Raw genomic sequence first — 25,122 nt, forward strand, 5'->3', positions numbered from 1 at the left:
ATGGCTGACGCTGTCGTGATTCCGGGCCGCATGTTCGGGCCGGGGGCACCGCTGACCATGTACGCCGGCGACGTCGCCGAACGGCTCGGCGCTCAGGTGCACCGGCACTCCTGGTCAGAGCAACCGCCCACGATGTTCGACCCGAAGCTGGAGGACTGGGTGGCCGGCGAGGTCAGCCCGCTGCTCGACACGCTCGGCGGCCGGCCGCTGCTGATCGCCAAGTCGCTCGGCACGAACGCCGCGGTGCTGGCCGCCGAGCGCTCGATGCCGGCGGTGTGGCTCACGCCGCTGCTGCACGCACCGTGGGTGACCACCGCCCTGCGCCGGGCCAAGGCACCGTTCCTGCTGGTCGGCGGCACCGCCGACGAGAGCTGGAACGGCAAGCTGGCGCGCGACCTCTCCCGGTACGTGCTGGAGGTCGACGAGGCCGACCACGGCCTGTACGTCCCCGGCCCGCTCACCGACTCGATAGCCGTGCTCGGCCTGATGGTCGTCGCCGTACGGGAGTTCCTCGAGTCGATTAACTGGCCAGCCCGGTGAACGACTCCGGACCGAACCTGCCCCACGCCACGAAGACGGCCAGAGTGAGATAGACCAGGTCCAGCGCGATCGTCGCCCGTTCACCACGGCGCAGGCGCATGGCCGCGGCGCAGGCGAACAGCAACGCCACGCAGACGGCCGTGACCGGTACCAGGACCGGCGCGATGTCGAGCACGGCGGGCAGGATCAGTCCCGCCGCGGCCAGGATCTCCAGGGTTCCGATCGCTCGCAGGGCGCCCGGGCTGAAGTCCAGCACCCATTGCGCGGCGTGACCACCGGCCGCGGCTATCTTCTCCCGGGGCACGAAGATCTTGGATGTGCTGATCAACAGGATCGTCGCCAGAAAGCCGGCCACGATCCACAGCCAGACGTTGAGGTCCATACGGTCACTCCCTAGTTCATTTCTCACTGGTGGGACGGCGGGCCTGGTTGAACGCGCGGGAGAGCGCCCAGGCATCCCCCACCGGCCCGAGGTGCCCGAGCTTGTCGGGATTGATCACGATGCGGATCGCCTGGATCTGCCCGTCGAGGATGTCGAGTGCCAAGGTGTTGAAGGGCCGATCGTCCCGGTCGCGCAGGATCGCGCCCGGCTGGCCGTTCACCGGCCGCGGGTCCACGACGACGCCGATGCGGGCCAGCGGTTCGGCGACCGCCACCAGGACCCGGGCCACGTTGTCGACGCCGACGACGGGCTTCGGCAGCTGGGGCGCCTTGCCGCCACTGTCGCTGGTCATCTGCACATCGGCGGCGAGGAGTTCGCGGAGCGCGTCCAGGTCACCCTCCCGGAACGCCTCGAAGAAGCGATCGGCGAGTTGCTCGCGCTCCCTCCGGTCGGCTTCGAACCGGGGACGGCCGGCGTCCATGTGGCGGCGAGCCCGCACCGCCAGCTGCCGGCACGCCGACTCCGAGCGGCCCACCGCCGAGGCGATCTCGGGGAAGCCGAAGGCGAAGACCTCCCGGAGCACGAAGACCGCCCGTTCGAGAGGGCTGAGCCGCTCCAGCAGCAACAGGGCCGCCATCGAGACCGAGTCGGCCAGCTCGGCGGACCGCTCCGGATCCTGGTACGGGTCGGCCAGCAGCGGTTCGGGGAGCCACGGCCCGGCGTACGTCTCCCGCCGCACCCGCGCGGAGCGCAGCACGTTGATCGAGGTCCGGGTGACCACGGTGGACAGGAACGCCCTGGCCGACTCGGGTTCCGCCGGATAATCCTGGTAGCCGAGCCAGGTCTCCTGGACCGCGTCCTCGGCCTCGCTGACGCTGCCCAGAATCCGGTACGCGATCGCGAACAGCAGCGGCCGCAGCTGTTCGAACTCCTCGGCCCGGGTCACTCGGTTCTCCCTTCGCTCTGCTTTCACACTTGAGTCAAGACAGCCCGGCGTTCTGTGACACTTCTTGACGAACATCTCGGCATCCCGCCCCAGATCGCTATCGTTGCCCGGATGAGCAGCGAGCCCGGCACCGCACTCAAGTACCAGGTGCTCCGCGCCGAGTTCGAGTACGAGTCGGTGAAGAAGGATCCGAGCGTGGCGTACGCCCTGTGGTGCGTGACCGGCGTCCTCGGCGGGCACCGGTTCTATCTCGGCGACACCGGCCGCTCGGTGGCGATGCTGTTCACGCTCGGCGGCCTGGGCGTGTGGACGTTGATCGACGGGCTGCTCGTCGGCCGCCGGGTGCGCGCGGTCAACCGTTCCCGGCGGGCTGAGATCATGGCTCGTTACGGCATCGTGGACGCCAGCGAGCAGCCCCCGGATTCGTGCCACGGTCCGCAGCTTCCCGGCCACACCGCGTCATGATCGGAAGACTGGCCCCCGACATCGCATCGATACGGGGGACAGATCTGTGAAACCGCACCGCCTTGCCGCTGTCGCGACGGCAGCCGCCCTGACGCTCACCGGTATCTCCGTGGCCGGCCCGGCTGAAGCCGCGGCCAAGCCCGGCGTGGTCGTCGACTACGACTATGACAAGATCAAGATCAAGCCGAAAAACTTCCGTCCCTACAAGGACGTCCACTTCAGCAACGTGCGCTGGTCCTCGCTGACCAGGAGCACCGGCTATGCCACCGCCGTGCAGAACGTCAACACCTGCATTCCGGACTGCGCGGCAGCCAACTACGAGAAGACCAAGGTGAAGCTGAAGTTCAACCGGGTGCGGCTGTCCGACTGCCGCAAGGTGTTCAGCCGGGTCAAGGTCACCGAGGTCAAGTCGAAGAAGTCACGCACTCTCCATTTGCCGGTCTTCAAGAAGTCCTGCTAGCACCGGCATAGAGACCTTCTATACGGGCCGGCGTCGCGGAGCCTCGCTTCATAGAGTCCGCGTCACCGGCGCCCGCTGTCGGCGGCAGCGCCCAAACGGGCGAGGTAAACATGCTTCGGAGTCGCTCCAGAGCCCTGGCGATGCTGTCGGTGACCATCACGGCGTCGGCGGTCTCGGTGTTCGCCACAGCCCTCCCGGCCTCAGCCGCGGAACAGTCCGTCTACGGGGTACGGGGTACCGTCACCCCGGACATCGCACAGGTGTGCGTGCAACCCAGCGTGGCGTGGGGAAAGGTCTGGTACACCGAATCCGTCGTCCCCGGTCAGGAGATCGGCGGAAGCGTAATGGCCTTCGGGGGTGCCGGTTGTTGGCACAAGCGCCCGGTCAGCGCCAACTCCAAGTTCCGCAGCTTCCACGTCTGCAACAGCCGGGGAGAGTGCGGCCCGGAGATCAGGGTTTAAGACCCCTTTGAGTCGAGCTCCGCCTGCCGGTCCGGCTTCTTCGGGGTACGCGCGCCCGGCGTCCCGCCGAAGAAGCGGGACCGGCGAGCAAACCTGGTCATGCCCTCATGGGAACCCGCGACGGGGCTGGTCAAGGCAGCTGTCAGCAAGCGGACGTCAGACGGCTACTCGTCCTCGTCCTTTTCCTTCTTCTCCGCCTTTTCCTTCTTCTTCCCCTCTTCCTTAGCGGCGTCCTTCCCGCTGCTCTCGCGGCTCTCGCTGCTCCGGACGACGGTCCGGGTGGTCGGTGGCTTGGTGGTCACCCCCGCCACGGACAGGGCCGCCTGGCAGGTCGTCCCGTTGAGCTCGAACCGGTCCGGAAGGGCGTTCACCGCCTGGTACGTACCGCGGAACGTGGCCGTGCGGCTGCCCCCGGCCGCGAGATCGCCCACCTGCGCGGAGACCTCGCGGCCGTTCTGCCGCCAGGTGCCGGGCGCGCCGGAACGCAGCTGCTGCCCGCCGGGCAGGGCGAAGGTGAGAATTGCCGCCGATATCCCCACCGTTCCGGTGTTGGCGATGCTGACCTTTGTGGTGAACCGGCCGTCAGTGGTCCCGGAGACCACGTAGCCCACGGCGCACTCGGGCGCCCGTTCAGCGGGTCGCGGAGCGGCGGCCGGAACGCCGGCGTTCACCTGCTTGCCGGGTGGGCTGTCGGACAGGGTCACCGCGGCGGCCGGAATCAGCAGCAACGCGGCGGCGCCCGCCGCGACACCGATCCGGCGGCGGTGCGGCAGCTCCCGCCAGCGCCGTGCCGCGGCGGCGAGCCGGGTGGCCAGCGCCCGGGAGGCGGCGGCGCCGGCCAGCACAACGGTCCGCGTCGGCACCTCATCGTCCGGCAGTGCGGTGCCGGTCGGCGCGCCGGGAAGTGCCAGCGTGTCCAGGCTGAGGCCGGCCGCCGCGGCCAGCACCGTCGCGACCTCGGCGGCACCGGGACGCCGGTCGGGGCTCTTGTCCAGGCACCGCCGGCACAGGGCGGCCACGTCGTCCGGCAGGCCGACGATCGGAGGCAGCGGGTCCGGCTCCTGGTAGCGATGCGCGATGAGCATCTCGGTGGTCGTCGACGCCTGCCAGGGCAGGTGGCCCGCCAGCGCCCGGTAGAGCATCAGGCCCAGGGCGTACACGTCGGTCTCCGGGCGTACGACCCCTTTCTCCAGGCGCTCCGGGGCCAGGTAGGCCGGGGTGCCGAGCAGCAGGCCGGCGCTGCGGTCGTCGTCGCCGGACACCGCCGAGATGCCGAAGTCCACCAGCTTGACCCGGGCGCCGCCGACCACCACGTTGCCCGGCTTCACGTCCCGGTGCACCACGCCCCGCTCGTGTGCGGCGGCGAGCGCCGCGGCGACCTGCGCGCCGATCAGGACCGCCAGCCGCCACGGTAGGGCACCGGCGGTGAGCAGCCGTGACAGCGATCGGCCCTCGACCACCTCCATCACGACGTACGGCAACGGCCGGCCCTGCGGGCCCGGCACTTCGCCGTAGTCGTACACGTCCACGACGTTCGGGTGGCGCAACCGGGCCACCGCTCGCGCCTCGTCGCGAATGCGGGCCAGCAGCGCCGGGTCCTGGGCCAGGTCCGCGGAAAGCACCTTCAGCGCCACGTCGCGGCCGAGGACCTCGTCGTGGGCACGCCAGACCACCGCCATACCGCCGGCGCCGAGCTGCTCACGCAGCCGGAACCGCCCGTCCATCAGGTCCCCGGTGTTCATCACCGTCGAACGGTGCCCGGTCATCGGGGCCGGAAAACGCGCGCCGGGGTCACAACCTCGGGTGACGGGTCCGGAATACGATGGCGGGATGAAGGCCGGCTCACGTCCCGCCGCGGGCCGGGCCGTACTCGTCGATGACATCCGGGCGGCGCACGCGCGGGCGGCGCCCTGGCCGTACGCCGAACTCGACGTCGCCGCGCTGCGGGCCGCGGGCCACGCGCCGGTTCCCTTCCGTGAGCTGGTCCTGAAGGTTCACCAGCGGTGCAACCTCGCCTGCGACTACTGCTACGTCTACGAGCTCGCCGACCAGAGCTGGCGGGACCGGCCGCGCACCATGTCCGACGCGGTGCGGGACGCGGCTCTGGCCCGGTTCGCCGGCCACGCACGGCGGCACCGGCTCTCCGGCGTACGGATCGTGTTGCACGGCGGCGAGCCGTTGCTCTACGGCCCGGCCGAGCTGGCGCGGCTCGTCCGAGCCGCGCGCGACGTCTTCCCGCCGGGCTGCCGGGTCGAGTTCAGCATGCAGACCAACGGCGTTCTGCTGGACGCGCCCACCGTCGCGGTGCTGGTCGAGCAGGGCATCAGCGTCGGCGTCAGCGTCGACGGCACGCCGGCCGACCACGATCGGCACCGCCGCACCCGCACCGGGCGCGGCAGCTTCGCCGCGGTGGCGCGCGGCCTCCAGCTGCTGCGCAGGCCGGAGAACCGCGCCGCGTACGCGGGCCTGCTGTGCACAGTCGACCCCGGCACCGACCCGATCGCCTGCTACGAGCAGCTGCTCACCTTCGACCCACCGGCCATCGACCTGCTGCTCCCGCACCTGAACTGGGAACATCCGCCGACCAGGCCGCCCGGCGCGACGCCGTACGCCGGCTGGCTGATCGCCGTCTTCGACCGCTGGTACGCCGACCGTTCGCCGGTGCGGATCCGCCTCTTCGACGACACGATCAGCCTGGTACTCGGCGGTGACAGCCGCAGCGAGCAGATCGGGCTCAGCCCATCCGGCGTACTGGTCGTCGAGTCGGACGGCGCGATCGAACAGGTCGACGCGCTCAAGAGCGCCTACCCCGGCGCCTGCGCCACCGGTTTGAACGTGATCCGCGACGAACTCGACGCCGCGTTGGACGACCCCGGCATCGTGGCCCGCCAGATCGGCCGGGCCGCCCTGTCCGACGAATGCCAGGCCTGCCCCGCCGTAGCCTTCTGCGGCGGCGGCCATTACGCCCACCGCTACCGCCCCGGCGTCGGCTTCCGCGCCCCATCCGTGCACTGCGCGGACATGCGCGCATTCATCCGCCACGTCTACGACCGCGTCGCATCCGACGTGGGCTAGCCCGCGTCGCGGCCGACGTGGGCTAGCCCTTCCTGGGCCGGGCCTGCTGATCACGGCCAGCAGTGCCCACTCAGCCTGGTCTTGCCGGTCCCGCTTCTTCGGGGTACGCGTAACCGGTCGTCCCGCCGAAGCCGACCCCGTCCCCGCCCTCCCAGCGCAAGCCAAGCTTCCCCTGACGGCCCCAGCGCGACCGCCGGGAAACACCATCATCCGGCGATTACGGCGGCAAACGCGGGCAATCGCGGCCCCTACGGCCCGCCCGTCCGCGGCCAGGTCGTTCGCACGCGCCGCCCCGGCCCGCAAACCCCGCGGCAGACAGCCCGGCCGCGTGGCGAGCCACCGCGCCCGGTACTCGCGCAGCGGGACGGACTGGTGTTTCCCGGCGGCCGCGCTGGGGCGGTGACGGAAAGCCCAGCTCGCGCGGGGAGAGCGGGCACGCGTCGGCTTCGGCGGGACGCCGGTCACGCGTACCCGACGAAGCGGGACCGGCAAGCAAACCTCGACCCACGAAGCGGCCGGCGCGGGGAGATCGCCGCGCGGTGCTGATCTGGGATGTACTGGCAGTACACCCATCACCGGTGACTTCCTCGTGCGGCGCTGCGGCGCTTTGCTGGATGGCGACACCCACCATCTGCAAGGAGCTTCGCTCATGCGTGTTGCCGTCATGACCGCCCCCGGTGAGGTTCGCGTCGAGGAGCGCCCGGATCCGCGGATCGAGCAACCGACCGACGCGATCATCCGTCTGGCCGCCACCTGCGTCTGCGGGTCGGACCTGTGGCCCTACCGCGGCGTTGAACGGGTCGATGAACCGCGTCCGATGGGCCACGAGTACGTCGGTTTCGTCGAGGAGGTCGGCAGCGACGTCCGTAACGTGCGTCCGGGGCAGTTCGTCGTCGGTTCCTTCTTTGCCTCTGACAACACCTGCGAGATCTGCCGGGCCGGCTACCACACCCACTGCGTGCAGGCCCAGTCCGCCGCCCCCGGTGGAGCGCAGGCCGAGTACGCCCGGATCACCCTCGCCGACGGCACCCTCGTCCCCACCGCGGAGACGCCGTCCGGAGATTTGATCCCTGGCCTCCTCGCCGCCTCCGACGTGCTCGGCACCGGGTGGTTCGCCGCCGTCGCCGCTCAGGCGGGCACGGGCAAGACCGTGGCGATCGTCGGCGACGGGGCTGTCGGCCTGCTGGGCGTCATGGCCGCCAAGCAGCTCGGCGCCGAACGGATCATCGCGATGAGCCGACATGAGTCCCGGCAGAAGCTCGCGCTGGAGTTCGGCGCTACCGACGTCGTGAACGAACGCGGCGACGAGGGTGTGGCCCGGATCAAGGAACTCACCGGCGGGCTCGGCGCCCACTCGGTGATCGAGGCGGTCGGCACCCAGGAGTCGATGATGCAGGCCATCCAGTCCACCCGCGCGGGCGGGCACGTCGGCTACGTCGGCGTGGCCCACGACGTCTCCCTTCCCGGCGACGAGCTGTTCTTCTCCGGCGTGCACCTGCACGGCGGCCCCGCCCCGGTACGCCGCTTCCTGCCCCACCTGATCGACCTGATCACCAACCGCACCATCGACCCCGGCAAGGTCTTCGATCTCACCCTGCCGCTCGACCAGGCCGCCGACGGTTATCGGGCCATGGACCGGCGGGAAGCCATCAAGGTCCTGCTGCAGCCGTGACCTCCGCACGGCTCGCACCGCACACGGCCGGCGCGGGGATGCCCTCGGAACGTGACCGTCGCCAGGCCCGGGTCACCTCGGGCCTGGTGGCGACCGTCATCTTCCTGACCGCGATCGCGCCGCTCGCCACCGACATGTACGTCCCTGCGTTCCCGCAGGTCGCCGGAGACCTGTCGGCCACGGCGACGCAGGTCCAGCTCACCTTGACGACGTTCTTCGTCGGCATGGCACTGGGCCAGCTGGTCGGCGGACCGGTCTCCGACCAGCGCGGCCGCCGCCGGCCGCTGATCGCCGCGATCGTGCTGATGGCGGCAGCCTCCGTCGTCTGCGCGCTCACCCCGTCGATCGGCGTCATGATGGCCGCCCGGTTCGTCCAGGGTTTCAGTGGTGGCTGGGCCATGGTGATTGGCCGCGCGGTGATCGTCGACCTGGCGACCGGCGCCCGCCTGGTACGCCTGCTGAACGTGGTCGCCGGGGTAGGCGGCATCGCCCCGATCGCCGGTCCGCTGATCGGCGCGGTCATCCTCCAGCTGTCGCACTGGCGGATGTCGTTCTGGACGGTGGCCGCGCTCGGGGTGGCGATGGTGGTAGCCGCGCTCGCCGCCGTGCCCGAGTCGCTGCCACCCGAACGCCGGCACGGTGGCGGACTGCGCGCGTTCGCGGTGGCGGGCCGGCAGGTCCTCGCCAACCGCCGGTACGTCGGATATCTGGTGGTCAGCGGCTCGGCGATGGGCGCACTGTTCGCCTACGTCGCGACCTCGGCCTTCGTGCTGCAGTCGATGAACGGGATGTCGCCGGTCGCCTATTCGGTGGACTTCGCCGCCAACGCCGCCGGCATGACGGTGGCTGCGCTCGTGGCCGCCCGCCTGGCCGGGCGGGTCGACACCCGCAAGGTCATCCTGGTCGGCCAGATCGCCGCCCTCGCCGCCGGTGTGGCGATGCTCACCGGCTCGCTCTGGTTCGGCACACCGCTGCTGCTGGCGGTCGTCTGTTTCCTCGTGCTCATGACCGCGCAGGGCCTCATCGGCCCCAACGGCGGCGCCCTCGCCTCCGCCGAGGTGCCCGAGCACCCGGGCACCGGCTCCGCGATCCTCGGTTTCGTCCAGTGGGTGGCCGCCGGCGCGATCGCGCCGATCGCCGGCCTCGGCGGCGAGCACACCGCGGTGCCGATGGCGCTGCTCATCGTCGCCGGTGCCGCGGCATCCATGCTCGGCCTTCTCGTGCTGGCCCGCGGCCAGAAGCTCCGGCCAGGCGAGGAAAGTGGCCTCAACCAAGGCCGAGACCACGCCGGCCGATGTCGTTGAGGTCGGTCGGCTGGAAGCGATTGGGCCAGTCGCGCTCGTAGTGCTCGGCCGGGAAGTCGCTGGGGCTCTCGCCCTTGAGGAACGCGTCGCGAACCGAAGCCGCGTAGGTCTCGTTGCGCGGGCACCAGGGTGCGGCCGGGATGTACATGACATTGCCCCAGCCCTTCTGGGCCTCGACCGGAGCGACGCTGTGGATCATGTCGCAGTGCCACCAGACCGAGTCGCCGGCCTTGACGTCGGGGATGCCGGCGAGGGCCTCCATCAGCGGGGCGTGCCACTTGTGGCCGGCGGGGAAGACCTGGTTGACGGTGACGCCGCACATGTCGTCGTCGGGGACGTCGCTGAGCAGCGGGCGGAGCATCAGGTAGGCCATCGCCTCGGGGATCGGCACGGTGTGCAGCACGCCCTGGTCGTGGTCCATGTCGGACAGGGCGGTCCAGCCCTGGAAGGTGCGGAAGGCCGAGCACATGGTGGAGCCCGGATACTGCGGGCCGGTGGTGCGGTGGGCGGCGTCCCACGGGTCATACTGCTCGACGCTGCCGTCGAACAGGTGCCGGAACGCCTGCTGATAGGCCTGTGTCATCCACAGGTCGAGGGTGCCGGGGTCAAGGTGGGTGCCGAGCCCGGCCGAGTCGGCGCCCTCGGGGCGGCGGCGAATCCGGTCCGGGTAGAGGGAGTCACGGGTCGGGTCGAACCACTGGACGCCGTCGGACTCGTGTTTCCACTGGCTGTTGAGGAAGGCCTGCACGGTCGCCATGCGCTCGCTCTGGCGGGCCTGCATCTGGGCGGGTGACCAGTAGATCGGGTAGATCTCGGGCTTGGAGCCCACGCTGCCGAAGAAGTCGTCGCCGGGGCCCCGGTAATCCTCGAAGAAGCGGTTGCCCTCCACGTAGTCGACGATGTCCTGATCCCATCGCAAGGCCTGATCGCGGTCGAAGTGGCCACGCACGACGAGGCAGCCCCGACGGCGCAACTGCTCGACCTGGGCGGCGGTGACGGTGCCGGCGGCGATGTCGGCGTAGTCGATCACGGGCCAGACGGTCTCGCCGCGGCGGCGGGCGGCGGCGATGTCGTCGATGGCGGCCTGCACGCGCCGCTCGACCACGGCGAAGACCTCGTCGACGGTGCGGCCGGACGCCGCGATCCGCTCGCGCAACGCCACCTTGATCTCGCGGGTCGCGGCACGCAGATCGGCAGGCGTCTCTTCCCAATGCGGCAGGGTCATGGCAGTCCCTTTCAAGTCAGCTCTCCTTACTTGAAAACGTAGACGACCCTTCTCTTCAAGACAAGAGCCCTGACTAGAATCGGCACATGGACTCCGCCAAGCCGTCACTGGACCTGGTCCGGTCGGTGACCGACGTGCACGTGCTGCGGGCACTGATGCGGCACCGCCGGCTGACGCGGGCCGAGCTGGCCGCCCAGATCGGCATCTCCAAGCCGACCGCTGGTGAGAGCGTGCGGCGGCTGACCGAGCGCGGGCTCGTCGCCGACACCGGGGAGCGCACCCCTGGCGGGCGTGGCCGCGGCCGGGTGGGTTCGTATTACGCGCTCGCTCCGGCGGTGGGTGTCGCTCTGGCGGTCACCATCGCTCCGGAGGGTGTCGTGGCCGAGTGCCTCGACGTCTACGGCGACGCTCTCGCTCGTACGATGCGGGAGGTCGACCGGCCCGCCCGGCCGGACCACGTCGCCGCCGCGCTGAGATCGGCGGCCGCCGAGGTGCGCGACGCCGCTGACCACCCGGTCCGGGCGACCGTCGTCAGCGCCGCCGACCCGGTGGACCGCGCGACCGGCCGCCTGGTCCAGCTGCCCGACGCGCCGTTCCTGGTCGGCGAGCTGGACCCGGTCGCCGTCCTCGCACCCTTCGCCGGTGGGCCGGTCGTCGTCGACAACGACGTGAACTGGGCCGCTTCGGCGGAGCGCGACAGCGCCGGTGCCGAGCACCTGCGCGACTTCGCCTATCTGTACCTGGGTGAGGGCCTGGGCTGCGCGATCGTCAACGACGGCGAGATCCGGCGCGGGCGGTCCGGGCTGACCGGCGAGATCGCCCACCTGGTGACCGCCGGTCCGGGCGGGCGCGCGGTCCGGTTCATCGAGCTCTTCGGCGAACTGGGTCTGCGCCGCCACGGCTCGACGGCGATCGACGTCGGCCGGCTGCTCGGCAGCGGCGCCACCACGCGCGAGGTCATCGGCACGGCCGTCGCCGGCGTGGTGGCCGCGGTGATCGCGCTCGCCGATCCGCAGGAGGTCGTCGTGGGCGGCTCGTGGGGCCCGGCACTGCTCGGCGACATCGGTGCGGCGACGGCCCGGCTGCCCCGGCACGTTCCGGTCCGGGCCACCGCACTGACCGGCGAGCCGGTCATGGCCGGCGTGCGCGCCGCGGCCCTCGACCACCTGCGGGCGTCCGTCACGGCAGACGGCTGAACCACGAAGCTCGCACGGTGTGGTTGTTGTCTCCGGGTGGGTGGCCGGTGTCGACTCCGCGGATGATCGGTGGCACGGTCTGCGGCATGGACCTGACCGTGATCCTCGGCCCGATGAAGGGCGGCAAGTCGCTGGAGATGATCAGCCTGCTGTCTCCGCTGCAGCACGCCGGCATCCCGCACTGCGTCTACCAGTCGGCCCGGCACGGCCGGGACACCTCGGTGACGTCCCGTTCCGGCGGCAGCCTGGAAACCGTGAAGGTGCACTCCCTGGCCGGCGCCGCCGACGGCGAGGCCGAGGTGATCGGCGTCGACGAGATCCACATGTTCACCGTCGACGACATCGCCGTGCTCGGTGTCGCGGTCCGCCGCGGGATCAAGGTGGTGGTCGCCGGCATCGACCTGGACCACCGGGGTCAGCTGTTCGCACCGGTACGAGCCCTGTTCGAACTGGCACCGGAAAGGGTGATCTACCGGCGGGCGGTGTGCGACGTGTGCCGTTCCCTGGACGCGACGCACACCCAGGTCCTGGAGAGCGGCAAGCCGATGATCCGGGAGCTGGCGCCGTCGACCGCGCTGCCGGACGACGGCACCTACACCTACGAGGCCCGCTGCCGCCGCTGCGTCGTACTGCCCTGACCCCGGTCAGGCCTGGACCGTCAGCGTGCTCTTGGCCAGGTCGTACGCCGCCTGCACGGCCGGGTCGTCGCCGCCCAGGCCGCTCAGCTCCACGACCACCACACCACCCGGCGTCTTCACCGCGAACGCCTGCCGGTCGCTGTACTCCTCCAGCAGCTCCGAGAAGAGCTGATAGCTGAGCTCCACCCCGTCGCGCCCACCGAGCTTGATCTTCGCGTAGGTGACCTTGCGGGTCTTCGCCCCGGTCAGGATCTGCTTCAGCGCCTTGCGGGCGGTGGTGCCCTTCGGATCGATCCACACCCGCACGAACGCGGTGAGCCCGGCGGGCCGGCCGTTGATCTCGCAGGCCATCCGCAGCGAGCCCTTACGAGCCAGCTCGGCAAGCGGGTCGCCCTCGTCGACCTCGACCTTCTTGGGCTGCCACTTCTCGGCGGCCGAGAAGGTCACCGGCAGTTCGCAGGCGCTGCCCTTGGCACCGACCGCGGCGCCGGCGGCACCACCGGGAGCGCCGCTCGGGGCGGCCGACGAACGGGAATCGCTCGGGCAGTGGGTCTCGAGCTTGCCGAGCGCTGTCTGGAAGCCCTCGTTACCCAGCGCGACCGGGTCGGCGGCCGTGGCGAGCTTGCCGGCCTCGGCGGCGATGTCCTTGAGGACCACGGCGAACTCGGGATCGGTCGCCTCGGCGCTCGATTTGTTGAGGTCGTCCCGCAGGGCGCCGAAGGTGCTCTGGTAGAGCTCGGTCATCTCGGCATCGGTGGGCGCGTCGTTGCCCTTCGCGATGACGGCGATCTTGCCGAGCAAGCCCATGACCGCGGTCCGGGCGGCTTCGCCGCTGGACTTGCAGATCTCAGCGGTATTGCTCGCGGCGGACGCCGAAGCGCCCGCCGCGCCAGAATTGCTGTCCGAGGTGTTGCAGGCGCCGGCCGACAACAGGGTGGCGCCGAGCGCCACCACCGCCAGAGGGCGGTGCGAAAATCTGATCACAACCCGAGGACTGTACGCGAGCCGCACCCCTCGACGCACGTCGATACCAGAACGCCCGTTCAGGCCGCCGTGAGCAGCAGTGACGCGAGCGCCCGCGGCTCCGAGAACATCGGCCAGTGCCCGGTCTTGAGCTCCTGGTACGTCCAGTCGCCGCCGACCATCAACGCGAACGCCGGCACACTTGCGGCCAGCTCACGCAGTTGCGCCTCGGTGAACGAGCACATGATCGCCGTACGCGGCACCGCCTGCCACCCCGCCCCGTGATGCACCGGGTCGGTGGCCGTGGCGGCCGGCTGCGGCCGGCCGTGCTCGCGGACCACCGCCCAGTCGAAGCCCTCGGCCATCGGCGGCGCCTCCTCGGGCACCGGCAGCATGCCGTCGACCGGCTGCGGCCGCGACCCGTCGAAGTCGGCCTGCGACATGCCGTCGGGCAGCGGTCCGGAGTCGACGTAGACCAGACGCGCCACCCGCTCCGGAGCCTGGTCGGCGGCAGCGGTGGCCACCATGCCGCCGTAGCTGTGCCCGACGAGTACCACGTCCTCCAGGTCCCGCAGCACACCGACCAGCTGTTCGATGTGGTCGGCCGCCGTGGTGCCCCGGTCCAGGACGGGCGAGAACTGGTGCACCTCATGCCCCTCGGCCCGCAGCGGCGCGGCCACCGCGTCCCACGCCCAGCCACCCAACCAGAAACCCGGTACCAGCACGTATGTCGTCATGAGAAGAACGGTAGGCCGAATACCGGGCAGGTTCCGCCCGGTATAGAGTGTGGCCCATGCCACAATCGCTGGGCCGGGTGCTCGGCCTGCTCGAGCTGCTCCAGGCCAGCCCCGCCGGCGCCACGGTCGGCCATCTGGCCGAGCAGCTGGGTGTCGACGAGCGCACCGTCCGGCGCTACACGGCACACCTCGCCGACCTCGGCATCCCGGTCGAGGGCCGGCGCGGACGCTACGGGGGTTACGCGCTCGCACCCGGCTACCGGCTGCCCCCGCTGATGCTCACCGACGACGAGGCCGTCGCCGTACTGCTCGGTCTGGTCGCCGGCCGGCGCAGCGGCCTGACCGCGACCGTGACCGCCGGCGAGACCGCCCTCGCCAAAATCCAGCGGGTGCTGCCGAGAGCGTTGCGGGCCCGCACCGACGCCCTGCTGGCCACGCTCGACTTCGCGGCGAACCGGCCGGCGCCGGCCGCTTCCCAGCCGGCCACCGGCACGCTGCTCACGCTGGCCGGCGCCGCCCGCGACCGCCACCCGGTCACCTTCACCTACGCCAAGCCCGGGGCCACCGGGGTGGAGCGCCGGCTGGATCCGTACGGGCTGGTCTTCCACGGCGGCAAGTGGTTCATCACCGGGCACGACCACGACCGCGACGCGGTACGCACGTTCCGCCTGGACCGGGTCAGCGCGGCCGTCGTGCTCGACGGCACCTTCGAGGCACCGACCGGCTTCGACCCGGGCGCCCACGTCGCCGCCGGGCTCGCCGCCGGCGCCTGGCGGCACGAGGTGTCGGTGCTGCTGCACACCGGTATGGACGAGGCCCGGCGGCGCATCCCGCCCACGGTCGCCACGCTCACGCAGGCGGTTCACGGCGTACGGCTGACCGCCCGCGCCGAGCGACTCGACGGCACGGCGCAGATGCTCGCCGGCCTGGGCTGGGACTTCACCATCGAAACCCCGGACGAACTCCGCGGCGAGGTCACGGCCCTGGCCGACCGGCTCCGCGAGGCGGGCCGCTCCGGGCGGTAGCAACGGTCACCCGGCGCGGTGGTGGCACGGGCCGGTGAACACCCGGCTCAGCTGCTCCGCCAGGGCGGCACGCGCCGCCGCCGGCGTGATCGCGGCCGGATCGCTGTAGGCGTGCAGTTTGAGCCCGTCGAGCATGGCCAGCAGGCGTGCGGCCGCCGCCGCCTCGTCGACGTCCGGCAGCACCTCGCCGCACTCCTTGCCGTTGTGCACCGCCTGCGCCAGCCGGCCCCGGACCTGGGCATTGCTCCGGCCCAGGGCGTCCGCCAGCCGCGGGTTGTCCACCGCGCGGCCGGTGAAGGCCAGCTCGACCCGGCACTCGCGGCGCCGGCGCTCGTCGAGCGGCAGCAGCTCGACGAGGACGCCGAGGAGGATGTCCTCGATCCGGGCGCCGGCCTTGTCGGCGCGGTCGGCGTCGGCCAGCACCCGCTCCTCGATCCGGCCGCGAACGTGCGTGAACGCGTTCAGCAGCATGTCGTCCTTGGTCGGGAAGTAGTGCTGCACCAGGCCGACCGAGATGCCCGCGGCGGTCGCGGTCCGGGCCACCGTGACGGCTCCGAAGCCCTCGGTCGCCACCAGCTGTTCGACCGCCGCCGCGACCTGGCGACGGCGCGCTTCATGATCCGCGGTGCGAGCCATTGCATAACCATATCGCAGTACGGTATACGTGATAACCATACGGCCATATGGTTATGGAGGTAGTGATGCGGACTACGAGAACGCTGGCTGTGCTGCTCGCCGCGACGTGCGCCGTCATCACGGCGCCCACGCCCGCCCACGCCGGGACGCCGGCGACCGGCGCCGGCGACCGCATCGAGGCGTACCTTCAGCGGCACCGCGAGGAGAACCGGATCCCCGGGCTGGCGTACGCCCTGGTCGACCGCAACCGGATCGTGCGGCAGGCGACGTGGGGCGTCGACGGCGACGGTGCGGCGATCACCGCGCACACCCCGTTCCTGCTCGGCTCGGTCTCCAAACCGGTCACCGCGACGGCGGTGATGCGGCTGGTCGAGACCGGCCGGATGAGCCTCGACGACCCCGTGCGCCGCCACCTGCCCTGGTTCCGGCTCGCCGACGACGACGCCGCCGAGCGGATCACCGTGCGGCACCTGCTCACCCACACCAGCGGGCTGCCGCGGTGGGCCAGCCGCACGGACCGGTTCGACAACACGCCCGAGGGCCTCGCCAGGTCGGTCCGTGACCTCGCGACAGTCCGGCCGGCGACCGCGCCCGGCGTGGCACACCAGTACAGCGACGCCAACTACATGGTCCTGGGCGCGCTGGTCGAGACGGTCACCGGCCAGCCGTTCGGCACGTACCTGCGCCGGGCGGTGCTGGACCCGCTCGACATGCCGGACAGCGCCGCCACCTCGGCCGAGGCCGACCGGATCGGGCTGCCCGCCGGCCACCGCTACTGGTTCGGCCGTCCCCGCCGCTTCGACGCGCCCTACGACACGTCGGGCGTGCCCTACGGCTACCTCGCCGCCGGCCTCGACGACCTCAGTCACTTCCTGATCGCCCACCTCGCCGGCGGCCGGTACGCGGGCACCCGCCTCCTGTCCGAGCAGACCGTCGCCCGGATGCACACCGGGCAGGCCGACACCGGCGGCGCCGGGCGGTACGGCCTCGGCTGGCGGGACAGCCGGCTGGACGACACCGGCACCCGCGTCGTCTGGCATGCCGGCGCCGCCCCGGGATACTTCGCCCACGTCATCCTGGCACCCGGCACCGGCCTCGGCGTGGTCGTCCTGGCGAACAGCTACAGCCCCGCGATGGACGGCCCGCTGGCCGAGGCGGCGTTCGCGGTGGCCCGGATGGCGCACGGCGGCGCGAGCCCGGGCCGGCCGGCCGCCGGGGACCCGGCTCTGACCGCCACCCTCTACGGTGCGGTCGGCCTGGCCGGGATCCTCGGAGCGGCCGTCATCTGGTCGTCGATCCGAGTCGTACGTCCGCGCCGGGTCCGGGCGCGTCGCGTACCGATGATCGTCCTCGGATGGATCGCCGGTTGCGCGGCCCTGGTCGCCGGCGTCGCTGCTACGCCGGCCATGATGGGCTTCGATTTCGGCCAGGCCCTGCTCTGGATGCCCGACCTCGGGCGGACCATGATCGCGGTGATCGTCCTGGCCTGCGCACTCGCGATCACCCGCGTCACGGCCGCCGTCCGGGATTCCCGGCGCGGCCGCCGATGACCACGATGGGGTCAGGGCTGGTGGAAGACGACCTCCGGATGGCCGGCGTCCGGGCCGTCCAGCAGCGGCCGCGCGATGCCGCGCAGGTGCAGGTCGAAGAAGGCGCCGACGTAGTCGCGCACGATCTGCGCGGTCCGGTCGCCCGGCAGCGGCGAGGCGGTGTCCGGGAGACCGGCCTGGTCGGCCAGCACCGCGATGTCGCTGTAGTCGAAGTGCTCGGTGCCGGTGACGGTGAGCCAGCGCTTCCAGCCGTCCAGGCTCCGCCAGTCGCGATCCCAGGTGACGTCGGCCCCGCCGGGGCTGTGGGCGGGCGTGCCGAGCAGCAGGAACGGGCGCCCGTTCAGGCCATCGGCGGGTACCGGCGCGAAGAAGGTGCCGTCCATGTTGAGCCCCGCGTCGACCCGGGAGTCGGTGGCCATGGTCGCCGCGGTGGCGTTGCCGCCGATGGAGTGGCCCGCCATCCCGATCCGGCCACGGTCGATCAGTCCGGCGTGGCGCCAGGCCGGCGTCGCGGCGGTCAGCCGGTCGAGGACGAACGTGATGTCCTGTGCCCGGCCGGTGGCGAGACCGGCGATGGCCGCCGGCTGATCTTCTTCGTCCGTGTTGCCGAGGACTGTGCACGCGGTGCAGGCGAGTACCCGCCCGCCGGGGAAGGCGGTGCCCACGGACTCGTAGGCGTGATCGACCGAGGCGACGACGTATCCCCGGCTGGCGAGTTCCTCCGCGAGGTGGGTGAGGGTGTGCCGGTGCAGGGTGATCCCGGGCGTGAGGATCACGAGCGGGTAGCGGCCCCAGCGCGGTTGTGCCTGGCCACGGGCCGCGGTGCGGGTGCCGCTGAGAGCCTCCGGCTCGACACCCGCCATGGCGCGGGCCTCGATGAACAGGCTGGCCTCGGTCGTGGTGAGGTACGCCGCCGGCCGGCCCGTCCCGGCCGACGCCGGGTAGTACATCGACACCATCAACTCCCGCCGGTCCTCCGGCACCCACGGATCGGGCCGGCTCTGGTCGACCAGGTGCAGGACGTCGCGGCCGACGGCGTACCGCCCGCTCGGCGCCGGCAGCGCGAACCCGGACTGGGGGGTGACGGCCGCGGCAGCCGGCGAGACCGAGAGCACCGGCGGCACAAGAGCGACAGCGGCCACGAAAGCCGCGGCAGCCCTCTTGGTGATATCGAATGTTGTCGTCATGCGGCCACCCAACCAGAGCGGGCCGCCGGCCGCAGTCCCCTGTGAAGAGTCCTATGTGGTCGGCAGCGGAGACCGGCCGGCCGGGACGACTCGGCGGCGCCGGCTCGGCAGCAGGACCGTCGGGTGAGCGATGCTCCAGCCCGCGCCGGCGCAGACGAATTCCTTGATGCGGGCCGCCATCCGCCCGGTGACGGCCGACGACCTGGCCCGGTCGTCCGGGGTGACGAGCTGGACGATGCCGTCCCGGCGGCCGAGGCTGATGCACTGCGTGACGTACGGGATCGGCTTCGCAGGAACCTTGCGGCCGGTCAGTCGCGCGGCGATGGCGTCCGCGGCCTGCCAGCCCATCGGGATTCCCGAGGCGCACGACATCCGCAACGGCTTGCCGCCCACTCCCCCGGCGACGGCGGCGTCACCGACGGCGTACACGTCGGGGTGCGAGACCGACCGCATGGTGGCGTCGACGACGATCCGACCGGTGCCGTCGACTTCCAGCGCGGTCGCGGCGGCGATCGGGTGGGTGGTGAAACCCGCCGCCCAGACGGTCACCGTGGCCGGGATCCGCTCGCCGCCGCCGGTCGCCACCCCGTCCTCGTCGACCCGCACGATGCCGGTGTGCTCGTGGACCCGGATGCCGAGCCGGTCGAGAACGTCGCGCAGGTGCCGCCGGGCCTTGTCGCTGAGCCAGTCGCCGACGCCGTCGCGCGCGGCGATCGCGACGTCCAGATCCGGCCGGGACTCGGCGATCTCGGTGGCCGCCTCGACGGCGGTGAGGCCACCGCCGGCGACCAGCACGGACGCGCCCTCGGCCAGCTCGCTGAGACGTTCGCGCAGCCGCAACGCGGCCGGCCGGCTCGCGAGGTGGTACGCGTGCTCGGCGACACCGGGCACCCCGTGGACCGCGGCGGTGCTGCCGAGCGCGTACACGAGGGTGTCGTAGCCGATCTCACCGTCGACGAGATCGACGGTCCGCCGGCCGACGTCGACAGCGGTGACCCGCGACACCCGTACCGTCACCGATGTGCCCCGGTAGACGTCGGCCAACGGCCGGTGTCGCAGGTCCTGGCCGGCGGCGACCTGATGCAGCCGGACCCGCTCGACGAAGTCGGGGTCGGCGTTGACCAGGGTGATCTCGACGTCGCCGGGGTGCAGCCGGCGGGCGAGGCGCCCGGCGGCGTGCGCGCCGGCGTATCCGGCGCCGAGGACGACGATGCGGTGTTTCATGCTGTGCTCCTGTCCGGTAGGTGCGGCTCGCTTCCTGAACCGGACAGCGACGCGATCCCTGACAGGGTGCGGCTATGAGCTGGGTCACCCGGCCCACTGGCGGGCAAGACGTTCCAGCTTGGCGGGGTTCGCCTGGATGCGCAGCGCGGTGATCCGGTCGCCGGTGACCTCCAGGCAGATGACGCCGACGACCCGGTCGCCGACCGCCGCCACCAGCGCGGGGCCGCCGTTGACGACGGCCGCCGACATGGCCCAGCTGCCGCCGGTGACGGCCTCCTTCGTCGCGGTCGGCCGCAACGCGCCCCGCACGAAACGGGCGATGGCGAGCGCGCCGACGATCGGGGTGCTGCGAGCCGGGACCTGGCCACCACCGTCGGCGACGCTCACCGCGTCGTCGGTGAGCAGCCGCACGAGCGACGTGGTGTCACCGCTGAGGGCCGCGGCGAGGAATTCCTCGGCGATCCGGCCGGCGGCGGCCGCGTCGATCGCCGCGCGGGTCCGGCCGGTGGCGAGGTGCTGCCGGGCGCGCCGGTAGATCTGCTGGCAGTTCGACTCGGTGATGTCGAGGATCTGGGCGATCTCGCCGTGCGGGTACCCGAAGGCCTCCCGGAGCACGTAGACCGCTCGCTCGGCGGCCGGCAACCGCTCCAGCAGGGTGAGCACCGCGATCGAGACCGACTCCCGCTGCTCGGCGGTCTCCGCCGGGCCGAGCATCCGGTCGCCGGCGAGCACCGGCTCCGGCAGCCACTGCCCCACATACGTCTCCCGCCGGACCCGAGCCGAGGTCAGCTGGTTGAGGCACAGGTTGGTGAGCACCTTCGTCAGCCAGGCCTCGGGTGTGGCGATGTGCTGCCGGTCGGCACCCTGCCAGCGCAGGAAGGTGTCCTGCACCGCGTCCTCGGCGTCACCGGCGGAACCCAGCAGGCGGTAGGCGATCGCCTCCAGGCGGCCCCGGGAGCGCTCGAACAGATCGACCTCGTGCGCGGTGAGCGACATCGCCGGGGAGTCTAATCCGCGGGATAGGCGCGCGTCTCCGTCGCCTTCACCGCCACCCAGATCTCCCGGCCGGGCCGCAGGTCCAGCTGGGTCGCGGCGGCCGGTGTGATGTCGGCGGACACCGTGATCGGCCCGTCGAGGCGTACCCGCAGGTTGTCGCCGTGTCGCTGGATGTCGGCGAGTACGGCCGGCCAGGTGTTGCGCGGGCTGCCGTTCGGCTGGTGCGGGTGCAGGGCGACGGCGGCCGGAGGAAAGGCGACGTACGCGTCCCCGTGCACCGAATCCGTGCTGGTGAGGGTGAACCCGCCGGCCAGATCGACGCTGTGCCCGTCGGCGTGACCGCGGTAGAGGTTCAGACCGACCAGCTGGGCCACGTAGTCGGTCCGCGGCCGCGCGGTGATCGTCGCCGCGTCGCCCTCCTGGACCACCCGCCCGTGCTCGACGATGACCAGCCGGTCGGCGAGCACCAGTGCGTCCAGCGGATCGTGGGTGACCAGCAGGGTGGCACCCGGATGCGCGGCCAGGTGCCGGTGCAGCTCGGTCCGGGTCTCCAGCCGGGTACGCGCGTCCAGCGCCGCCAGCGGCTCGTCCAGCAGGAGCAGCACCGGGTCGACGGCGAGCGCCCGCGCCAGGGCGACCCGCTGGGCCTGCCCGCCGGACAGGCCGCGCGGCTTGCGGCGCCCGAACTCCGCCAGACCCACCCGGTCCAGCCAGCGATCGGCGATCGCGTGCGCGGCCCGCCGCTCCACCCCGTGCCGGCGGGGCCCGAAGGCCACGTTGTCGCGGGCACTCAGGTGCGGAAACAGCAGGTAGTCCTGGAACACGACACCGATCGGGCGGTCCTCCGGCGGGGTCCACACCCGCCCCCGCGGGTGGTCCAGCACCCGGTCGTCGAGGCTGAGCCGGCCGTCGGAGAGCGGGGTGAGACCGGCGAGCGAGCGCAGGGCGGTGGTCTTGCCGGCACCGTTCGGCCCGAGCAGGGCGACCGTCTCGCCGCGGCCGACGCGCAGCTCGACGTCGAGCTGGAACGTGCCGCGCCGCACCACCAGGTGCGCGTCGAGCAGGGCATCGGTCATGACGAGGTCAGCCACCGGTCGCGCAACGCGGCGAGGATGGTGACCGATACCGCCAGCAGGATCAGGCTCAGCACCACCGCTCCCTCGAGGTCACCGCTCTCCATCGTCTGATAGACCGCCAGCGGCATCGTCTGAGTGATCCCCGGGAAGTTGCCGGCGAACGTGATGGTGGCGCCGAACTCGCCGAGCGCCCGTGCCCAGCACAGCACCGCCCCCGCGGCGATACCCGGTGCGACCAGCGGCAACGTCACATGGGTGAACGCCGTCCAGCGGGTGGCACCGAGCGTGGACGCCGCTTCCTCGTACCGGGTGTCGGCGCCGCGCAGCGCTCCCTCGACCGCGATGACCAGGAACGGCAGGGCCACGAACGCCTCCGCCACCACGACGCCGGCGGTGGTGAACGGCAGGGTGATCCCGAAGGTGCTGTCCAGCCACGAGCCGACCAGGCCACGCCGGCCCAGGGCGAGCAGCAGGGCGATGCCGCCGACCACCGGCGGCAGCACCAGCGGAACGGTGATCAGCGCCCGCACGACCCGCCGGCCGGGAAACTCCACGCGCGCGAGCAGCCACGCCAGCGGGACGCCGAAAGCCAGGCACAACAGCGTCGCGAGGGTCGAGGTGAGCAGCGACAGCCGCAGCGCCGCGACGACCTCCGGCTCCGCGAGCCGTTGCGGCAGGGTCGACCACGGGGTGCGCGCGAGCAGCCCCACCAGCGGCAGGAGCAGAAAGATCAAACCCAAAACCGCAGGCAGAAGCAGGGGTACGGGTACGCGCGCGGTGGTGCCCGTCCGCCTCTCGGTCAAGGTCATCTGTTCAGGATGCCTGGAAACCGGCCTCGGTGAGCACCGTGATGCCCTCGGCGAGCACGTAGTCGACGAACGCCTGGGCGGCCACCGGGTTCGGCGCTTCCTTGAGGACCGCGATCGGGTAGTCGTTCATGGCCTGCGCCGACTCCGGGAACTCGATCCCGTCGATCTCGGCGGCGGCCGCCCGGGCGTCGGTCCGGTAGACCAGCGCCGCGTCGACCTCGCCCAGCTTGACCTTCGACAGGGCCGCCTTGACGTCCTGCTCCAGCGTGACCGGAGTGATCTTGACGCCGGCCGCCTCGATGGCGGTCCTGGCCGCGGCGCCGCACGGCACCGCCGCCGCGCACAGTGCCACCTTCAGATCGGCTCCGGTGAGGCCGGCCAGCCCGGTGACGCCCTTCGGGTTGCCCTTGGCGACCGCGATGACGAGCTGATTGCGCACGAAGGTGGTGGGGCTGACGGCGCTGGTCACGGCGGCCATGTTCGTCGGCGCGGCGGAGGCGAACACGTCCGCCGGGGCGCCCTCGTTGATCTGCGTGGCGAGGGCGGAGCTGCCGGCGAAGCTGAAGGTGACGGTCGTCCCCGGACGCGCCCGCTCGAACCGCTCGCCGATCGTGGTGAACGACTCGGTCAGGGACGCGGCGGCGAACACCGTCACCGGGCCGGTCACGGCGTTACCGCTGCTCGCCGTACCCGATCCGGGGTTGTCGTCGCCGCATCCGGCGAAGCCGAAGGCGAGCAGTGCGGCCAGCCCGGCCACCGCGACGCGCGATCTCCTCAATTGGTCCTCCCCCGGTGCGTCACGCGCTCCACCACCACCGTGGTGGACTTGACCACTGCCACGGCGACCGAGCCGACCTGGAGGTCGAGCTCGTCGACGGCCTCGCGGCTCATCAGCGACACCAGCCGGAACGGGCCGGCCTGGATGTCGACCTGCGCCATCACGGTGTCCTTGACCACCGCGGTGACGATCCCCCGGAGCCGGTTGCGTGCCGACGAGAACTCCGACCGCTCGTCCGGCTCGGCGGCCTGCGCCCGCACGAACGCCGCCAGCTCGGCACCGTCGATCAGCCGGTGACCGTGCTCGTCTCGCAGGGCGGCCAGCTTGCCCGCGTCGACCCAGCGGCGAACCGTGTCCGCGCTGACCCCGAGCAGCTCGGCTGCCTCACCCAGGCGGAAGGTCGTCACATCGAGCACCCTACCGTCCGGCAGATGCCAACCGGCAGCGGCAGAAGGTCATGCACATTCCAGCTCAGTCCGCACCTCGGCACGGCAACTGCGGGAATGACTCGCAGCTGAGCCGGACTCGCTGTGCGATTTCGGACTTGTCAGGCAGCCGCGCGGTTCGTACGGTCGCTCGTCATGGAGATGGATCAGCGCCGCGCGCAGGCTGTGACGACGGCGGCGAGGCTGGCTCTCGCCCAGTGGTCGCGCCGGCTCGGCGCCGCCGGGATGGAAGCGATGCGCACCCGGCCCGGCCTGGCGGCCGCGGTGGATCAGCACATCGCGCAGATCCGGGACACGCTCGGCCACGTGCGTCCGGACAAGCTGGCGGCGTACGCGGACGGCGTAGCCGACACGGTGACGGCCAAGGGCTGGTCGGCCACAGAGGTCGAGGCGGGCTGGCAGCGGGCGTCGTGGCCGTCACTGCACCTGCTTGCGATATGCGTACTGGCCGAAACCGCGATCGGTTCCGGCCAGTAGCGAGGGCTTCCGATCAGTCGACGGTACGGCGGCCCTGCTCGTGCGGCAGATCGGCCTCGATGCGCTCCTTGCGCACCTCACCGCTGACGGTCTCCTCCTCGGTGACGCTCTCCTTGCCGAGCCGAACCCGCTCCACCGGCACGGTCTCGGTGCCGACCACCGGCCGGTCGGCATGCAGGGTCACCTCGTGCTCGGATTCGGTCAGGTCGGGGCCGGAGAAGGCGGCGTCCCGGTTGGCGTCGGTGATCGGCTCCCGCTCGAGGCGCACCTCCTCGCGCTCCACCGGCACGCTGACCTGCTGCTTCTCGCTCACCACGTACTTGCGCAGGCGGGCCCGGCCGACCTCTTCGCGCTCGGTGCCGGCCTGGAGACGCTCCTCCGACCGGGTCATCGCCTCCGAACCGGCGCTGATGCCGGTGTCGGTGTCGGTGTCGCGGTAGTCCGTGTCGGTCGTGCCGCGGTAGTTCGCGTCGCCGGCGGCGGCGCCGGCCTGGTAGGCGCGGGAGCTGTCCGACCAGCTCATGCCGTAGTGCTCGTACAGCCGCTCGACGTCACCCCGCGTCAGCGGCTCGTCGTGCGAGACGTCGACGTTGGGGGCGTCCTTGACCTTGGCCTTGTCGTAGGGCACCAGCAGCCGGTCGCCCTGCAGGTCGGCGTCGTGCAACGGGACGAACGACTCGTTCATCCCGAACAGTCCGGTGTTGACGCTGGCCCAGGTTGGCTGGCCGGTGCCGTCGCTCCACACCTGTCCGACGCTGCCGATCTTGTCACCGTCGGTGCTGTAGACGTCGTGCCCGGTCAACGTATGGACCTGCTCCAGAGTGATCATCGGGGGTCTCCTCTCGGGTTCGGTA

27 protein-coding genes are annotated in these 25,122 nt (G+C 71.8%); 12 read left to right on the plus strand and 15 right to left on the minus strand.

Annotated elements, in window-relative coordinates; translation table 11 throughout:
• On the plus strand, positions 1-540 hold the full coding sequence (locus tag I4J89_RS21905; RefSeq protein WP_196415891.1) for an alpha/beta hydrolase: 540 nt from the start codon (positions 1-3) through the stop codon (positions 538-540).
• Here I4J89_RS21905 and I4J89_RS21910 read toward each other — a convergent pair.
• Together I4J89_RS21910 and I4J89_RS21915 are read right to left on the minus strand one after the other, a co-directional pair.
• Positions 521-922 (minus strand): DoxX family protein, encoded by a 402-nt coding sequence (locus tag I4J89_RS21910; protein WP_196415892.1) that lies wholly within the window; start codon positions 920-922, stop codon positions 521-523. The two genes, I4J89_RS21905 and I4J89_RS21910, sit on opposite strands and share 20 nt — an antisense overlap.
• 16 nt (positions 923-938) lie before the next feature.
• A complete protein-coding gene (locus tag I4J89_RS21915; RefSeq protein WP_196415893.1) occupies positions 939-1,868 on the minus strand; it encodes an RNA polymerase sigma-70 factor in 930 nt (309 codons plus the stop codon).
• Between the two features lie 111 nt (positions 1,869-1,979).
• Here I4J89_RS21915 and I4J89_RS21920 point away from each other — a divergent pair, with 111 nt between their 5' ends.
• From I4J89_RS21920 to I4J89_RS21930, 3 genes are all read left to right on the plus strand, one after another.
• Positions 1,980-2,333: a TM2 domain-containing protein gene (locus I4J89_RS21920; protein WP_196415894.1), complete on the plus strand. Its 354-nt coding sequence runs from the start codon at positions 1,980-1,982 to the stop codon at positions 2,331-2,333.
• Between the two features lie 46 nt (positions 2,334-2,379).
• On the plus strand, positions 2,380-2,793 hold the full coding sequence (locus I4J89_RS21925; RefSeq protein ID WP_196415895.1) for a hypothetical protein: 414 nt from the start codon (positions 2,380-2,382) through the stop codon (positions 2,791-2,793).
• 110 nt (positions 2,794-2,903) lie between these two features.
• Positions 2,904-3,254, plus strand: coding sequence for a hypothetical protein (locus I4J89_RS21930; RefSeq protein WP_196415896.1), 351 nt, complete (start codon positions 2,904-2,906; stop codon positions 3,252-3,254).
• Between the two features lie 164 nt (positions 3,255-3,418).
• On the opposite strand, the gene I4J89_RS21935 is transcribed toward I4J89_RS21930, so the two are convergent.
• A complete protein-coding gene (locus I4J89_RS21935) occupies positions 3,419-4,996 on the minus strand; it encodes a serine/threonine-protein kinase (protein ID WP_230859404.1) in 1,578 nt (525 codons plus the stop codon).
• Positions 4,997-5,084: 88 nt separating this feature from the next.
• On the opposite strand from I4J89_RS21935, the gene I4J89_RS21940 reads away from it, so the two are divergent.
• The 3 genes from I4J89_RS21940 (at position 5,085) to I4J89_RS21950 (ending at position 9,305) form a co-directional block, all read left to right on the plus strand.
• Positions 5,085-6,329 (plus strand): FxsB family cyclophane-forming radical SAM/SPASM peptide maturase, encoded by a 1,245-nt coding sequence (locus I4J89_RS21940; protein WP_196415898.1) that lies wholly within the window; start codon positions 5,085-5,087, stop codon positions 6,327-6,329.
• Positions 6,330-6,978: 649 nt separating this feature from the next.
• The gene (locus tag I4J89_RS51270; protein ID WP_196415899.1) at positions 6,979-8,001 is read left to right on the plus strand and encodes a zinc-dependent alcohol dehydrogenase family protein; all 1,023 of its coding nucleotides are present in this window, start codon (positions 6,979-6,981) and stop codon (positions 7,999-8,001) included.
• Positions 7,998-9,305, plus strand: coding sequence for a multidrug effflux MFS transporter (locus I4J89_RS21950; protein ID WP_309238412.1), 1,308 nt, complete (start codon positions 7,998-8,000; stop codon positions 9,303-9,305). Before I4J89_RS51270 ends, I4J89_RS21950 begins: the two co-directional genes overlap by 4 nt.
• Here the strand turns inward: I4J89_RS21950 and I4J89_RS21955 are convergent.
• A complete protein-coding gene (locus I4J89_RS21955; RefSeq protein WP_196415900.1) occupies positions 9,268-10,530 on the minus strand; it encodes a DUF1479 domain-containing protein in 1,263 nt (420 codons plus the stop codon). The genes I4J89_RS21950 and I4J89_RS21955 overlap by 38 nt on opposite strands.
• Before the next feature lie 86 nt (positions 10,531-10,616).
• Between I4J89_RS21955 and I4J89_RS21960 the strand changes: the two genes are divergently transcribed.
• Positions 10,617-11,726: an ROK family transcriptional regulator gene (locus I4J89_RS21960; RefSeq protein WP_196415901.1), complete on the plus strand. Its 1,110-nt coding sequence runs from the start codon at positions 10,617-10,619 to the stop codon at positions 11,724-11,726.
• Between the two features lie 62 nt (positions 11,727-11,788).
• On the plus strand, positions 11,789-12,364 hold the full coding sequence (locus I4J89_RS21965; protein WP_230859379.1) for a thymidine kinase: 576 nt from the start codon (positions 11,789-11,791) through the stop codon (positions 12,362-12,364).
• A gap of 6 nt (positions 12,365-12,370) precedes the next feature.
• On the opposite strand, the gene I4J89_RS21970 is transcribed toward I4J89_RS21965, so the two are convergent.
• Positions 12,371-13,348: a lipoprotein gene (locus I4J89_RS21970; RefSeq protein WP_196415902.1), complete on the minus strand. Its 978-nt coding sequence runs from the start codon at positions 13,346-13,348 to the stop codon at positions 12,371-12,373.
• Positions 13,349-13,407: 59 nt separating this feature from the next.
• Positions 13,408-14,064, minus strand: coding sequence for an alpha/beta fold hydrolase (locus tag I4J89_RS21975; RefSeq protein ID WP_196415903.1), 657 nt, complete (start codon positions 14,062-14,064; stop codon positions 13,408-13,410).
• A 56-nt stretch (positions 14,065-14,120) separates the two neighbouring features.
• Between I4J89_RS21975 and I4J89_RS21980 the strand changes: the two genes are divergently transcribed.
• On the plus strand, positions 14,121-15,089 hold the full coding sequence (locus I4J89_RS21980) for a helix-turn-helix transcriptional regulator (protein WP_196415904.1): 969 nt from the start codon (positions 14,121-14,123) through the stop codon (positions 15,087-15,089).
• A gap of 6 nt (positions 15,090-15,095) precedes the next feature.
• Here the strand turns inward: I4J89_RS21980 and I4J89_RS21985 are convergent, their stop codons facing one another.
• Positions 15,096-15,725, minus strand: a complete 630-nt coding sequence (locus tag I4J89_RS21985) for a TetR/AcrR family transcriptional regulator (RefSeq protein ID WP_196415905.1) — start codon at positions 15,723-15,725, stop codon at positions 15,096-15,098.
• Positions 15,726-15,790: 65 nt separating this feature from the next.
• On the opposite strand from I4J89_RS21985, the gene I4J89_RS21990 reads away from it, so the two are divergent.
• On the plus strand, positions 15,791-17,275 hold the full coding sequence (locus tag I4J89_RS21990; RefSeq protein ID WP_196415906.1) for a serine hydrolase domain-containing protein: 1,485 nt from the start codon (positions 15,791-15,793) through the stop codon (positions 17,273-17,275).
• Positions 17,276-17,286: 11 nt separating this feature from the next.
• Here I4J89_RS21990 and I4J89_RS21995 read toward each other — a convergent pair whose 3' ends face one another.
• The 7 genes from I4J89_RS21995 to I4J89_RS22025 all read right to left on the minus strand — a co-directional run bounded on the left by I4J89_RS21995 (position 17,287) and on the right by I4J89_RS22025 (position 23,752).
• Positions 17,287-18,462, minus strand: a complete 1,176-nt coding sequence (locus tag I4J89_RS21995) for an alpha/beta hydrolase family protein (RefSeq protein WP_196415907.1) — start codon at positions 18,460-18,462, stop codon at positions 17,287-17,289.
• Between the two features lie 51 nt (positions 18,463-18,513).
• Entirely contained in the window at positions 18,514-19,686 is a 1,173-nt protein-coding gene (locus tag I4J89_RS22000; protein WP_196415908.1) for an NAD(P)/FAD-dependent oxidoreductase, read from the minus strand.
• An 84-nt stretch (positions 19,687-19,770) separates the two neighbouring features.
• Positions 19,771-20,682: an RNA polymerase sigma factor SigJ gene (gene sigJ, locus I4J89_RS22005; RefSeq protein ID WP_196415909.1), complete on the minus strand. Its 912-nt coding sequence runs from the start codon at positions 20,680-20,682 to the stop codon at positions 19,771-19,773.
• A gap of 11 nt (positions 20,683-20,693) precedes the next feature.
• Positions 20,694-21,758, minus strand: a complete 1,065-nt coding sequence (locus I4J89_RS22010) for an ABC transporter ATP-binding protein (protein WP_196416087.1) — start codon at positions 21,756-21,758, stop codon at positions 20,694-20,696.
• Positions 21,755-22,567, minus strand: coding sequence for an ABC transporter permease (locus I4J89_RS22015; protein WP_196415910.1), 813 nt, complete (start codon positions 22,565-22,567; stop codon positions 21,755-21,757). The genes I4J89_RS22010 and I4J89_RS22015 overlap by 4 nt, the downstream gene beginning before the upstream one ends.
• A gap of 4 nt (positions 22,568-22,571) precedes the next feature.
• Positions 22,572-23,345 (minus strand): molybdate ABC transporter substrate-binding protein, encoded by a 774-nt coding sequence (gene modA / locus I4J89_RS22020; protein WP_196415911.1) that lies wholly within the window; start codon positions 23,343-23,345, stop codon positions 22,572-22,574.
• Complete coding sequence (locus I4J89_RS22025) at positions 23,342-23,752, minus strand: TOBE domain-containing protein (RefSeq protein ID WP_196415912.1); 411 nt, start codon at positions 23,750-23,752, stop codon at positions 23,342-23,344. Before I4J89_RS22025 ends, modA begins: the two co-directional genes overlap by 4 nt.
• A 174-nt stretch (positions 23,753-23,926) precedes the next feature.
• Between I4J89_RS22025 and I4J89_RS22030 the strand changes: the two genes are divergently transcribed.
• Positions 23,927-24,268 carry a DUF6401 family natural product biosynthesis protein gene (locus I4J89_RS22030; protein ID WP_196415913.1) on the plus strand — a complete coding sequence of 114 codons (342 nt, stop codon included), beginning with the start codon at positions 23,927-23,929 and terminating at the stop codon, positions 24,266-24,268.
• 13 nt (positions 24,269-24,281) lie between these two features.
• Here I4J89_RS22030 and I4J89_RS22035 read toward each other — a convergent pair whose 3' ends face one another.
• On the minus strand, positions 24,282-25,097 hold the full coding sequence (locus tag I4J89_RS22035) for a PRC and DUF2382 domain-containing protein (RefSeq protein WP_196415914.1): 816 nt from the start codon (positions 25,095-25,097) through the stop codon (positions 24,282-24,284).
• Between the last annotated feature and the right edge of the window lie 25 nt (positions 25,098-25,122).

The sequence above is a fragment of the Actinoplanes aureus genome, from assembly GCF_015704865.1.
Classification (GTDB): domain Bacteria; phylum Actinomycetota; class Actinomycetes; order Mycobacteriales; family Micromonosporaceae; genus Actinoplanes; species Actinoplanes aureus.

Coding starts and splice junctions, on each gene's coding strand:
- I4J89_RS21905 (WP_196415891.1), top strand. CDS start 1: ATGGCTGACGCTGTCGTGATTCCGGGCCGCATGTTCGGGCCGGGGGCA.
- I4J89_RS21910 (WP_196415892.1), bottom strand. CDS start 922: ATGGACCTCAACGTCTGGCTGTGGATCGTGGCCGGCTTTCTGGCGACG.
- I4J89_RS21920 (WP_196415894.1), top strand. CDS start 1,980: ATGAGCAGCGAGCCCGGCACCGCACTCAAGTACCAGGTGCTCCGCGCC.
- I4J89_RS21930 (WP_196415896.1), top strand. CDS start 2,904: ATGCTTCGGAGTCGCTCCAGAGCCCTGGCGATGCTGTCGGTGACCATC.
- I4J89_RS21935 (WP_230859404.1), bottom strand. CDS start 4,996: ATGAACACCGGGGACCTGATGGACGGGCGGTTCCGGCTGCGTGAGCAG.
- I4J89_RS21940 (WP_196415898.1), top strand. CDS start 5,085: ATGAAGGCCGGCTCACGTCCCGCCGCGGGCCGGGCCGTACTCGTCGAT.
- I4J89_RS51270 (WP_196415899.1), top strand. CDS start 6,979: ATGCGTGTTGCCGTCATGACCGCCCCCGGTGAGGTTCGCGTCGAGGAG.
- I4J89_RS21955 (WP_196415900.1), bottom strand. CDS start 10,530: ATGACCCTGCCGCATTGGGAAGAGACGCCTGCCGATCTGCGTGCCGCG.
- I4J89_RS21960 (WP_196415901.1), top strand. CDS start 10,617: ATGGACTCCGCCAAGCCGTCACTGGACCTGGTCCGGTCGGTGACCGAC.
- I4J89_RS21965 (WP_230859379.1), top strand. CDS start 11,789: ATGATCGGTGGCACGGTCTGCGGCATGGACCTGACCGTGATCCTCGGC.
- I4J89_RS21975 (WP_196415903.1), bottom strand. CDS start 14,064: ATGACGACATACGTGCTGGTACCGGGTTTCTGGTTGGGTGGCTGGGCG.
- I4J89_RS21980 (WP_196415904.1), top strand. CDS start 14,121: ATGCCACAATCGCTGGGCCGGGTGCTCGGCCTGCTCGAGCTGCTCCAG.
- I4J89_RS21985 (WP_196415905.1), bottom strand. CDS start 15,725: ATGGCTCGCACCGCGGATCATGAAGCGCGCCGTCGCCAGGTCGCGGCG.
- I4J89_RS21990 (WP_196415906.1), top strand. CDS start 15,791: ATGCGGACTACGAGAACGCTGGCTGTGCTGCTCGCCGCGACGTGCGCC.
- I4J89_RS21995 (WP_196415907.1), bottom strand. CDS start 18,462: ATGACGACAACATTCGATATCACCAAGAGGGCTGCCGCGGCTTTCGTG.
- I4J89_RS22000 (WP_196415908.1), bottom strand. CDS start 19,686: ATGAAACACCGCATCGTCGTCCTCGGCGCCGGATACGCCGGCGCGCAC.
- sigJ (WP_196415909.1), bottom strand. CDS start 20,682: ATGTCGCTCACCGCGCACGAGGTCGATCTGTTCGAGCGCTCCCGGGGC.
- I4J89_RS22010 (WP_196416087.1), bottom strand. CDS start 21,758: ATGACCGATGCCCTGCTCGACGCGCACCTGGTGGTGCGGCGCGGCACG.
- I4J89_RS22015 (WP_196415910.1), bottom strand. CDS start 22,567: ATGACCTTGACCGAGAGGCGGACGGGCACCACCGCGCGCGTACCCGTA.
- I4J89_RS22030 (WP_196415913.1), top strand. CDS start 23,927: ATGGAGATGGATCAGCGCCGCGCGCAGGCTGTGACGACGGCGGCGAGG.
- I4J89_RS22035 (WP_196415914.1), bottom strand. CDS start 25,097: ATGATCACTCTGGAGCAGGTCCATACGTTGACCGGGCACGACGTCTAC.